Raw genomic sequence first — 11650 nt, forward strand, 5'->3', positions numbered from 1 at the left:
AAAAAACACTAAACTTATTCACAGTGGATAAGTTTAGTGTTTTTCAGTTATCCACAATCTATTTTTCATAAATTAACAAGAAAAAAACCGGTACTCGAATGAGTAACCGGTTATTTGGAAGATATTACAACATGTCGATGTGGTTCTTTCCCTTCGGAAGTTGTAATTACATTTGGATGATTGGACAATGCTTGATGAATAATTTTTCTCTCAAAAGAAGGCATTGGTTCTAACACAACATTTTTTTTAGTTACCGTGACCTGTTTTGCTAATCGATAAGAAAGCGATTCTAACGTATCTTTTCTCTTACTACGATAGTTTTCAGCATCAATTGTGATACCAATATATTGCTTTGTACTGCGATTCGCAACAAGTTTTGTTAAATATTGTAAAGAATTTAATGTATGTCCTCTTTTTCCGATCAATACCCCTACATCTTTTCCAAAAAGTGTAAACTCAATTTCTCGACCCTTTACATTTTTCGTAATCATCACATCCACACCCATTTCCTGAACAACACTTTGTAAGTATTGCTCAGCTTCTTGAATGGGATCTTTCTTCATTACAACTTCCACGATAGCTGGACGATTCCCTATAAAACCTAGAAATCCTCTCTTTCCCTCATCAATCACATTCACGTCTACTTGATCCCTTGAAACTTTTAATTGTCTTAAAGCATCTTGTACTGCCAGCTCGACTGTTTGTCCTTTAGCAGTAATTATACTCACTTGCTTGATCCTCCTGCCTTACTAGCCTTAATTTCAGGCCCTTTGATCATATACATTTGAGCGATACCAAAGATGTTACCAACTACCCAATATAGTGATAATGCTGCTGGGAAGTTAATTGCAAAGACTAAAATCATGATTGGCATAAGCCAAATCATCATTGCCATTTGTGGATTTTGTCCAGCAGTACCTGCCATTGCAAGTTTTTGCTGAATAAATGTTGTGATTGCCGCAACAATTGGAAGGATATAGTACGGATCCGCATGTCCTAAATCAAACCATAAGAAGCTATGTTGCTTAATCTCTGCCGTCCTCATAATTGCATGGTAAAATGCGAATAAAATTGGCATTTGAATAAAAATTGGTAAACAACCTGCTAATGGATTTACACCGTGTGTTTTATACAACTGCATCATTTCTTGTTGTAACTTTTGCTGCGTCGCTTGGTCTTTAGAACTATATTTCTCTTTTAACTTCGCCATTTCTGGTTGCAATACTTGCATTGCCTTCGTACTCTTCGTCTGCTTAATCATTAATGGTAACAATGCAAAACGAATGATAAGAGTTGTGACAACAATCGCTAAACCATAATTACTACCAAATAAGTTTGCAAAATACGTGATTAACTGAGAAAGCGGGTATACGAAATATTCATTCCAGATCCCTGTACTTTTCGGTGTAATCGGCTGATTCGTTTCATTACAGCCAGTAGCAATTGCCATTAAAGCAATAACCATGACTAGTAAGCCTATCTTTTTTTTCACAGCCTGCTCCTCCTTGTTTCGGTATGTATATAGTGTAATTCATTTTCCTTTTCCTACGCTACTTGTTTGTTATTTTAATACCAGAACGCTTAAAAGCATGAATTAAGCTTTTCTTCAATTGTTCGTATGTCATATCTGCACAAGGCTTCCTTGCTATTATAACAAAATCTTTTCCAGAATCTATCTCATCTTTTAATTCTGCAATCGATTGGCGAATCATACGCTTAATTCGATTACGTACTACTGCATTTCCTAACTTTTTGCTAACGGAAAGACCAATGCGAAAGTATGATTGCTCCGCTTTTTCAAGCTGATAGACCACAAACTGACGATTTGCATTTGATTTTCCATTTTGAAAAACAGCCTGAAATTCATCATTTTTCTTTATACGATTTTTTTTCTTCATATCAATTGACACTCCTGTATTTCATCAGCGGAAATTCATTATTACTAGAAAAAAAGACCACTGAACGATCAGTGGTCTACGCAGATAATACTTTTCTTCCTTTACGACGACGAGCTGCTAGCACTTTACGTCCGTTCGCTGTGCTCATACGGCTGCGGAAACCATGTACTTTGCTGCGCTTACGTTTATTTGGTTGGTAAGTTCTTTTCATTATATGACACCTCCCTGAGGAATATCTGTTAAAGACAGTCTTATAAATTATAGTTAATCAACTAGGAAAATGTCAATGGTTCTCTAAATTTTCATCAAATATTCATTTTGAACCTATTCACAATTTTTTTCACAGCTGTTTTATTTCTTTGTGGATAATATATTTTTCATTTTTTTGTATCCACAAATTATTTTTTCACTTTTACACAGTATATCGTATTGTGGACAAGTTTATTCCACAAGGTATTGATTTTGTGGATAACTTTCTGAAATTCATTGCTATCGCTATCTTTTTTTGATATTATAGTTGTGTTTTCACCTTGAACAAGTTTTCCACAAGTTTAGTTTATCCACAAATTGTGCATAACATGTGGACAGTTATAATCACATGTGGGTAAACAGTTGTCCACATTTGTATTTTTTGTCGAAAACTCTATCTCGTATACAAACGACGTTTTTAGGTTTTAAAATACGTTTCGTATAAATATACATTTCGTTATTTTGAGGTTGTACAATTGTTGCACAACCTTATTCTTTTACCATCTTTGTAAAGGAGGGACACCTTTGGAAAATATCTCTGATTTATGGAATAGTGCTTTGAAAGAACTCGAAAAAAAGGTCAGTAAACCAAGTTATGAGACATGGTTGAAATCAACCAAAGCACATGCTTTGAAAAAAGATATATTAACGATTACAGCTCCGAATGAATTTGCTCGTGACTGGCTAGAATCTCATTATTCAGAACTAATTTCAGAAACACTTTATGATTTAACAGGAGCAAAACTAGAAATTCGCTTTATTATTCCCCAAAGTCAAACTGAAGAGGAGATTGACTATCCTCCTGCTAAAAAGAAAAGAATAAATGATGAGTCCAATCACTTACCACAGAGCATGTTAAATCCAAAATACACGTTTGATACATTTGTTATTGGCTCTGGGAACCGTTTTGCTCATGCAGCTTCATTAGCAGTTGCTGAAGCACCAGCAAAAGCATATAACCCGCTATTTATTTATGGGGGAGTTGGGCTTGGGAAAACACACCTAATGCATGCAATTGGTCATTATGTCATTGAACATAATCCGAATGCTAAGGTTGTTTATTTATCATCAGAAAAATTTACAAATGAATTTATTAACTCTATTCGTGATAATAAAGCTGTCGATTTCCGTAATAAATACCGTAATGTCGATGTCTTGCTTATAGATGATATTCAATTTCTTGCTGGAAAAGAACAAACACAAGAAGAGTTCTTCCATACATTTAATGCGCTACATGAAGAAAGCAAGCAAATTGTAATCTCAAGCGATCGACCGCCAAAAGAGATTCCGACATTAGAAGATCGCCTTCGCTCCCGTTTTGAGTGGGGACTTATTACAGATATTACACCGCCAGATTTAGAGACGAGAATTGCGATTTTACGAAAAAAAGCGAAAGCGGAAGGCCTTGACATCCCAAATGAAGTCATGCTCTATATCGCAAATCAAATTGACTCGAACATTCGTGAACTAGAAGGTGCACTTATTCGAGTTGTTGCTTATTCATCTTTAATTAATAAAGATATTAATGCGGATTTAGCTGCCGAAGCACTTAAAGATATTATTCCAAATTCTAAACCAAAGATTATTTCTATTTATGATATTCAAAAAGCCGTTGGAGATGTTTTTCAAGTTAAACTAGAAGACTTTAAAGCAAAAAAACGCACAAAATCAGTCGCGTTTCCTCGCCAAATTGCAATGTATCTATCACGTGAGTTAACAGATTCATCTTTACCTAAAATTGGTGAAGAATTTGGTGGACGTGACCACACAACAGTCATCCATGCGCACGAAAAAATTTCAAAACTATTAAAAACTGATACACAACTACAAAAACAAGTTGAGGAAATCAATCATATTTTAAAGTAGTAGCTGAATAGTGTGAATAACTTCCCTTGTTTTACACACAGTCTATCCACATGTAGATAGACTGTTTTTCCGTCTCTAAATGGAGTTATCCACATATCCACAAGCCCTATTACTATTACTACTATTTTTTTATATTTATTAAATAAATAAAATCTTATACTTGCCGGAGGTTTTCGCTATGCGTTTTACAATTCAAAAAGACTATCTTGTAAGAAGTGTACAAGATGTAATGAAGGCCGTTTCCTCTCGTACAACTATTCCCATACTTACAGGAATTAAAGTTGTAGTAACTGAAGAAGGTGTTACATTGACAGGAAGCGATGCTGATATTTCGATTGAATCTTTTATTCCAGTTGAAGAAAATGGAAAAGAAATTGTTGAAATTGCACAATCGGGGAGCATTGTTTTACAAGCAAAATATTTTAGTGAGATCGTAAAAAAATTACCAAAAGACACAGTAGAAATCTCTGTGGAAAATCATTTTATGACAAAAATAAAATCTGGAAAGTCAGAGTTTAATCTAAATGGTTTAGATGCTGCTGAATATCCATTATTACCGCAAATTGAAGAACATCATGTATTTAAAATCCCGACAGATTTACTAAAACATATGATTCGTCAAACTGTATTTGCGGTTTCAAGTTCTGAAACTCGTCCGATCTTGACAGGTGTAAACTGGAAAGTGTATAACAGTGAACTGACTTGTATTGCAACAGATAGTCACAGGTTAGCACTTCGTAAAGCGAAGATTGAAGGTCATACAATTTCTGATGAATTTCAAGCGAATGTTGTTATCCCTGGTAAGAGTTTAAATGAATTGAGCAAAATTCTAGATGAGTCTGAAGAAATGGTGGATATTGTCATTACGGAGTATCAAGTATTATTCCGAACTAAACATTTATTATTCTTCTCAAGGTTGTTAGAAGGGAATTACCCGGATACAACACGTTTAATTCCGGCAGAAAGTAAAACCGACATATTTGTAAATACAAAAGAGTTTTTACAAGCAATTGATCGTGCTTCTTTACTAGCAAGAGATGGTCGCAATAATGTTGTGAAATTATCGACGTTAGAACAACAAATGCTGGAACTTTCTTCAAATTCACCAGAAATCGGAAAAGTAGTAGAGGAAGTTCAATGTGAAAAAATAGAAGGGGAAGAATTAAAAATCTCCTTTAGTGCAAAATATATGATGGATGCATTAAAAGCGTTAGACAGTACAGAAATTAAAATTAGTTTTACTGGAGCGATGAGACCATTCTTAATTCGTACAGTAAATGATGATTCTATCATCCAATTAATTTTACCAGTTCGTACTTACTAAGCGAGAGTGAGGGTTACTAGTTTGAATATGCTAGTGGCCCTTATTTGATTTTCGGGGTATTACTTTCCTAATGCGGGTTTATTTAGTACAATGAAAGAATGAACACTTTCAGAAAGTGAGCGATTTTATGAAACGTATTAAGATTTCAACTGAGTATATTACACTGGGACAATTTTTAAAGTTAGCTGATGTAATTGATACAGGCGGTGCTGTTAAATGGTTCTTACAAGAATACGAAGTGTATGTCAATCAAGAGCTTGAAAATAGAAGAGGCCGAAAGTTGTATGCAAATGATATTGTTGAAATTCCGGGAAACGGAACATTTCAAGTTCAAGCATAAAGGGGGAGCCCTTTGTATATTAAAGAATTACAATTAAAAAATTATCGCAATTATGAATATCTGGATCTCTCCTTTGAGGATAAAGTGAATGTAATTATTGGTGAAAATGCTCAAGGGAAAACGAATTTGATGGAAGCTATTTATGTATTAGCGATGGCCAAGTCTCATCGAACTTCGAACGATCGTGAACTTATCCGGTGGGATGAGGATTATGGTAAAATAAAAGGTAGATTACAAAAGCGAAACAGTTCCTTGTCTTTAGAATTAAATATTTCTAAAAAAGGGAAGAAGGCAAAATTAAATCAGCTAGAACAACAAAGGTTAAGCCAATATATTGGTGAAATGAATGTTGTTATGTTTGCCCCAGAAGATTTAAATCTTGTAAAAGGAAGCCCTCAAGTACGAAGACGCTTTTTAGATATGGAACTTGGACAAATAGCTCCTGTCTATTTGTATGAGTTAAGTCAATATCAAAAAGTGCTCACGCAGCGAAATCACTTGCTTAAAAAAATGCAAGGGAATAGTAAAAATGAGGAAACGATGTTGGATGTATTTACACTGCAACTCATTGAACATGGTACAAAAATTTTGCAAAAACGTTTTGAGTTTCTGCATTTATTACAAGAATGGGCTGCCCCAATCCATCGTGGCATTAGTAGGGGATTAGAGGAACTAGAAATAGTCTATAAACCGAGCGTAGATGTATCAGAATCAATGGATTTGTCGAAAATAAAAGAAGTATACTATGAAAGTTTTCAATCTGTGAAACAACGTGAAATTTTCCGTGGTACAACTTTAATTGGTCCTCATCGTGACGATTTACAATTCTTCGTTAATGATAAAAATGTTCAAGTCTTTGGTTCACAAGGGCAACAACGAACAACCGCACTTTCCCTAAAGTTAGCTGAAATTGAATTGATTTATTCAGAGGTTAAAGAATATCCAATCCTCTTATTAGATGATGTGTTATCAGAGTTAGATGATTATCGTCAATCACATCTTTTAAATACAATTCAAGGAAAAGTGCAAACATTTGTGACAACGACAAGTGTCGACGGAATTGAACACGAAACATTAAAGCAAGCGAAAACAATTCATGTAACGAACGGCACGGTAGATTGTGAAATAGACAGAACATAATTTCTGTTTAAATGGAAAAGTAGGTGATCTTTGTGTCAATGGAACAAAAGCAAATGCAGGAAAATTCATATGATGAAAGTCAAATACAGGTGCTTGAGGGACTGGAAGCAGTTCGAAAACGCCCGGGTATGTATATTGGATCTACAAGTGGGAAGGGTCTTCATCACCTTGTATGGGAAATTGTAGATAATAGTATTGATGAAGCATTAGCAGGATACTGTGATGAAATTAATGTTAGCATTGAAGAAGATAATAGTATTCGTGTGACGGATAATGGTCGTGGTATTCCAGTTGGTATACAAGAAAAAATGGGACGCCCTGCTGTAGAGGTTATTATGACTGTACTCCACGCAGGTGGTAAATTTGGCGGTGGCGGTTATAAAGTTTCCGGTGGTTTACATGGTGTGGGTGCATCTGTTGTAAATGCTCTATCAACAGAGTTGGAAGTATTTGTACATCGTGAAGGTAAAATTCACTATCAAAAGTATGAACGAGGTATCCCAGCTGCAGATTTAAAGGTAATTGGTGAAACAGATCATACAGGAACAATAACTCGTTTTAAGCCAGATCCAGAAATTTTTAAAGAAACTACAGAATACGATTTTGATACATTAGCAACACGTATGCGTGAACTAGCATTTTTAAATCGTAATATTAAATTGATAATTGAAGATAAACGCGAAAATAAGCAGAAGAAAGAGTTCCATTATGAAGGTGGAATTAAATCTTATGTTGAGCATTTAAACCGCTCGAAGCAACCGATTCATGAAGAACCTGTATATGTAGAGGGTTCGAAAGATGGAATTCAAGTTGAAGTTTCTCTTCAATATAACGAAGGTTATACAAACAATATTTATTCATTTACGAATAATATTCATACGTATGAAGGTGGTACACATGAGGTTGGTTTCAAGACTGCCCTAACACGTGTAATAAATGATTATGGACGAAAAAATAACATCTTAAAAGATGCTGATAGTAACCTAACAGGTGAAGATGTACGTGAAGGACTAACAGCGATTGTTTCCATCAAACATCCGAATCCACAGTTTGAGGGACAAACGAAAACAAAACTTGGAAATAGTGAAGCGAGAACGATTACAGAATCTGTTTTCTCAGAAGCGTTCGAAAAGTTTTTACTTGAGAATCCAAATGTTGCTCGTAAGATTGTGGATAAAGGAACAATGGCAGCACGTGCACGTGTAGCAGCGAAGAAGGCACGTGAATTAACACGCCGAAAGAGTGCGCTGGAAGTATCTAGTTTGCCAGGGAAGCTTGCAGACTGTTCTTCTAAAGATCCTTCGATTAGTGAAATTTACATCGTAGAGGGAGATTCTGCAGGAGGTTCTGCAAAACAAGGACGCGATCGCCACTTTCAAGCGATTTTACCACTTAAGGGTAAAATTATTAACGTTGAAAAGGCACGATTAGATAAGATTTTATCTAATGATGAAGTACGTACGATTATCACAGCGATTGGTACAAATATCGGTGGGGATTTTGATATTGAAAAAGCTCGCTATCATAAAGTTATTATTATGACCGATGCCGATGTTGATGGCGCGCATATTCGTACTCTATTATTAACGTTCTTCTATCGTTATATGCGTCAAATCATTGAACATGGTTATATATATATTGCACAACCACCATTGTTTAAAGTGCAACAAGGGAAAAAGATTCAATATGCTTATAACGATAAAGAGCTTGAAAAAATATTAGCAGAGTTACCAGCTCACCCAAAACCTGGTATTCAGCGTTACAAAGGTCTTGGGGAAATGAATCCGACTCAATTATGGGAAACGACAATGGATCCAGAAGTACGTTCATTACTTCAAGTTTCTCTGCAAGATGCAATTGAAGCAGATGAAACGTTTGAAATTTTAATGGGTGATAAAGTAGAGCCACGTCGTAACTTTATCCAAGAAAATGCAAAATACGTGAAAAACCTTGATATTTAAGTAAGTAATGACAGGAATCTAAGCATTCCTGTCTTCTACATATAAATCAATGTATATGTAACGGAAATGTAAGAGGAGGTGCTCGTTGATGTCAGACAATCAAGAACAAGCACGAATTCGAGAAATTAATATTAGTCATGAAATGCGTACCTCATTTTTAGATTACGCAATGAGTGTTATCGTATCTCGTGCACTACCAGATGTTCGTGATGGGTTAAAACCTGTGCATCGCAGGGTTTTATACGCAATGAATGATTTAGGGATTACTGCTGATAAAGCATATAAAAAATCAGCGCGTATTGTTGGTGAAGTAATTGGTAAGTATCACCCGCATGGTGATTCAGCCGTTTACGAAACAATGGTACGTATGGCACAAGATTTTAGTCAACGTTATATGCTTGTTGATGGGCATGGTAACTTCGGTTCTGTTGATGGAGATTCAGCAGCAGCAATGCGTTATACAGAAGCAAGAATGTCTAAGATTTCTATGGAGCTGTTGCGTGATATTACGAAAAACACGATAGATTACCAAGACAATTACGATGGTTCTGAGAGAGAACCAATTGTATTACCAGCGCGCTTTCCTAACTTATTAGTAAACGGTACGACAGGTATCGCGGTTGGTATGGCAACAAATATTCCGCCTCATCAACTTGGAGAAGTAATTGATGGCGTGCTAGCATTGAGTCATAATCCTGACATTACTATTGCGGAATTAATGGAATTTATTCCGGGACCAGATTTCCCAACGGCGGGTCTAATCTTAGGGAGAAGTGGAATTCGAAGAGCGTATGAAACAGGTCGCGGTTCTATTATACTTCGTGCTAAAGTTGAAATTGAAGAAAAGGCAAATGGAAAACAAGCAATTATTGTAACAGAGCTGCCTTATCAAGTGAATAAAGCTCGATTAATTGAAAAAATTGCAGAGTTAGTTCGCGATAAAAAAATCGAAGGTATTACAGATTTACGCGATGAGTCAGATCGAAATGGTATGCGTATTGTCATGGAAGTACGCCGTGATGCAAATGCAAACGTACTATTAAATAATTTATATAAACATACAGCGCTTCAAACAAGCTTCGGTATTAATATGTTATCGCTCGTGAATGGGGAGCCACAAGTATTAAACTTAAAACAAACTTTATATTATTATTTAGAGCATCAACAGGTAGTTATTCGTAGACGTACTGCTTATGAATTAGAGAAAGCGGAAGCTCGGGCTCATATTTTAGAGGGGTTACGAATTGCATTAGATCACCTTGATGAAGTAATTACTTTAATTCGTAGTTCAAAGACTGCTGATATTGCAAAACAAGGATTGATGGAACGTTTCGGTTTAAGTGAAAAACAAGCGCAAGCAATTTTAGATATGCGTCTGCAACGCTTAACAGGACTAGAACGTGAAAAAATTGAACAAGAATATCAAGACTTAATGAAGTTAATTGCTGAATTAAAGGCCATCTTAGCAGATGAAGAAAAGGTTCTTGAAATTATTCGTGAAGAATTAACAGAAGTAAAAGAACGCTTTAATGATAAAAGAAGAACAGAAATTACAATTGGTGGTATGGAATCAATTGAAGATGAGGATTTAATCCCAGAGCAAAATATCGCTATCACACTTACTCATAATGGTTATATCAAAAGGTTACCAGCTTCTACGTACAAAACACAGAACCGTGGAGGACGTGGTGTACAAGGAATGGGTACGAATGATGATGACTTTGTTGAGCATTTATTGACAACGTCTACACATGATCATATTCTATTCTTCACAAACAAAGGTAAAGTATACCGTACAAAAGGATATGAAATTCCAGAGTATAGCCGTACGGCAAAAGGTATACCAATTGTTAATTTGTTAGAAGTAGATAAAGGTGAGTGGGTCAACGCTATTATTCCAATCCGTGAATTTGGTGATGATCAATTCTTATTCTTCACAACAAAACAAGGTATTTCTAAGAGAACGCCTCTTTCATCATTTGCCAATATACGTACGAATGGTTTAATTGCAATTTCCCTTCGTGAAGAGGACGAAGTAATCTCTGTACGCTTAACATCTGGTGATAAGGATATTATTGTTGGAACAAGTAACGGTATGTTAATTCGTTTCAATGAGCAAGATGTTCGTTCTATGGGACGTAATGCGGCAGGTGTAAAAGCTATTACACTAGGTGATGAAGACCAAGTTGTAGGTATGGAAATTGTTGAAGAGGATATGAACGTTTTAATTGTAACCAAAAATGGTTACGGAAAACGTACACCGGTTGATGAATATCGTCTACAAAGTCGCGGTGGTAAAGGTTTAAAAACATGTAATATCACAGATAAAAACGGTAAATTAGTAGCAGTTAAGTCTGTAACTGGCGAAGAAGATATTATGCTAATTACAGCTGCGGGTATTATTATCCGTATGCCAGTTGATCAAATTTCTCAAATGGGTCGTAATACGCAAGGTGTACGATTAATCCGTTTGGAAAATGAACAAGAAGTAGCAACAGTAGCAAAAGCGCAAAAAGATGAAGAAGAAGAAGATGGAAGCGAAGAGGCTTCTGAAGAATAAGAGTGGGGATTTTCCCTCTCTTATTTTTTTTAGAATAATACTTGCATAGAGATGGGAAAGTCTATATAATAGGCAGAGTCAGCAAATGAGAGATACAAGTTATCGAAAAAACTTGTTGACGAAAATAATATACTGTGTTATATTATAAAAGTCGCTGAAACGCGATGTTGAACTTTGAAAACTAAACGAAACAAACAACGTGAAACGTCAATTTTTATTTTAGATGCTAGACAAACTAACTTTATTGGAGAGTTTGATCCTGGCTCAGGATGAACGCTGGCGGCGTGCCTAATACATGCAAGTCGAGCGAAT

At 35.6% G+C, this 11650-nt stretch carries 10 protein-coding genes and 1 rRNA gene; 7 read left to right on the forward strand and 4 right to left on the reverse strand.

Going from position 1 to position 11650, the window contains the following annotated elements:
* Positions 1 to 110: 110 nt before the first annotated feature.
* The 4 genes from jag to rpmH form a co-directional block, all read right to left on the reverse strand.
* On the reverse strand, positions 111 to 728 hold the full coding sequence (gene jag, locus C568_RS0119070; protein WP_018764823.1) for an RNA-binding cell elongation regulator Jag/EloR: 618 nt from the start codon (positions 726 to 728) through the stop codon (positions 111 to 113).
* Positions 725 to 1492 carry a YidC family membrane integrase SpoIIIJ gene (gene spoIIIJ, locus C568_RS0119075; protein ID WP_018782457.1) on the reverse strand — a complete coding sequence of 256 codons (768 nt, stop codon included), beginning with the start codon at positions 1490 to 1492 and terminating at the stop codon, positions 725 to 727. Before spoIIIJ ends, jag begins: the two co-directional genes overlap by 4 nt.
* A gap of 58 nt (positions 1493 to 1550) precedes the next feature.
* Positions 1551 to 1898 carry a ribonuclease P protein component gene (rnpA, locus tag C568_RS0119080; RefSeq protein ID WP_016112830.1) on the reverse strand — a complete coding sequence of 116 codons (348 nt, stop codon included), beginning with the start codon at positions 1896 to 1898 and terminating at the stop codon, positions 1551 to 1553.
* A gap of 76 nt (positions 1899 to 1974) precedes the next feature.
* Positions 1975 to 2109, reverse strand: a complete 135-nt coding sequence (rpmH, locus tag C568_RS0119085; RefSeq protein ID WP_000831901.1) for a 50S ribosomal protein L34 — start codon at positions 2107 to 2109, stop codon at positions 1975 to 1977.
* Between the two features lie 563 nt (positions 2110 to 2672).
* On the opposite strand from rpmH, the gene dnaA reads away from it, so the two are divergent.
* From dnaA to C568_RS0119120, 7 genes are all read left to right on the forward strand, one after another.
* Positions 2673 to 4013, forward strand: a complete 1341-nt coding sequence (gene dnaA, locus C568_RS0119090) for a chromosomal replication initiator protein DnaA (RefSeq protein WP_003194153.1) — start codon at positions 2673 to 2675, stop codon at positions 4011 to 4013.
* 178 nt (positions 4014 to 4191) lie between these two features.
* The gene (dnaN, locus tag C568_RS0119095) at positions 4192 to 5337 is read left to right on the forward strand and encodes a DNA polymerase III subunit beta (RefSeq protein ID WP_003194151.1); all 1146 of its coding nucleotides are present in this window, start codon (positions 4192 to 4194) and stop codon (positions 5335 to 5337) included.
* Between the two features lie 127 nt (positions 5338 to 5464).
* Positions 5465 to 5677, forward strand: coding sequence for a S4 domain-containing protein YaaA (yaaA, locus tag C568_RS0119100; protein ID WP_003194149.1), 213 nt, complete (start codon positions 5465 to 5467; stop codon positions 5675 to 5677).
* A gap of 12 nt (positions 5678 to 5689) precedes the next feature.
* Positions 5690 to 6817 carry a DNA replication/repair protein RecF gene (recF, locus tag C568_RS0119105; protein ID WP_003194147.1) on the forward strand — a complete coding sequence of 376 codons (1128 nt, stop codon included), beginning with the start codon at positions 5690 to 5692 and terminating at the stop codon, positions 6815 to 6817.
* Positions 6818 to 6855: 38 nt separating this feature from the next.
* Positions 6856 to 8778, forward strand: a complete 1923-nt coding sequence (gene gyrB / locus C568_RS0119110) for a DNA topoisomerase (ATP-hydrolyzing) subunit B (RefSeq protein WP_006096802.1) — start codon at positions 6856 to 6858, stop codon at positions 8776 to 8778.
* 88 nt (positions 8779 to 8866) lie between these two features.
* On the forward strand, positions 8867 to 11338 hold the full coding sequence (gene gyrA, locus C568_RS0119115; protein ID WP_018782458.1) for a DNA gyrase subunit A: 2472 nt from the start codon (positions 8867 to 8869) through the stop codon (positions 11336 to 11338).
* A 241-nt stretch (positions 11339 to 11579) separates the two neighbouring features.
* A 16S ribosomal RNA gene (locus tag C568_RS0119120) occupies positions 11580 to 11650 on the forward strand; the annotation flags it as partial.

It is taken from the genome of Bacillus sp. 95MFCvi2.1, from assembly GCF_000374965.1.
In the GTDB taxonomy this organism is placed as follows: domain Bacteria; phylum Bacillota; class Bacilli; order Bacillales; family Bacillaceae_G; genus Bacillus_A; species Bacillus_A pseudomycoides.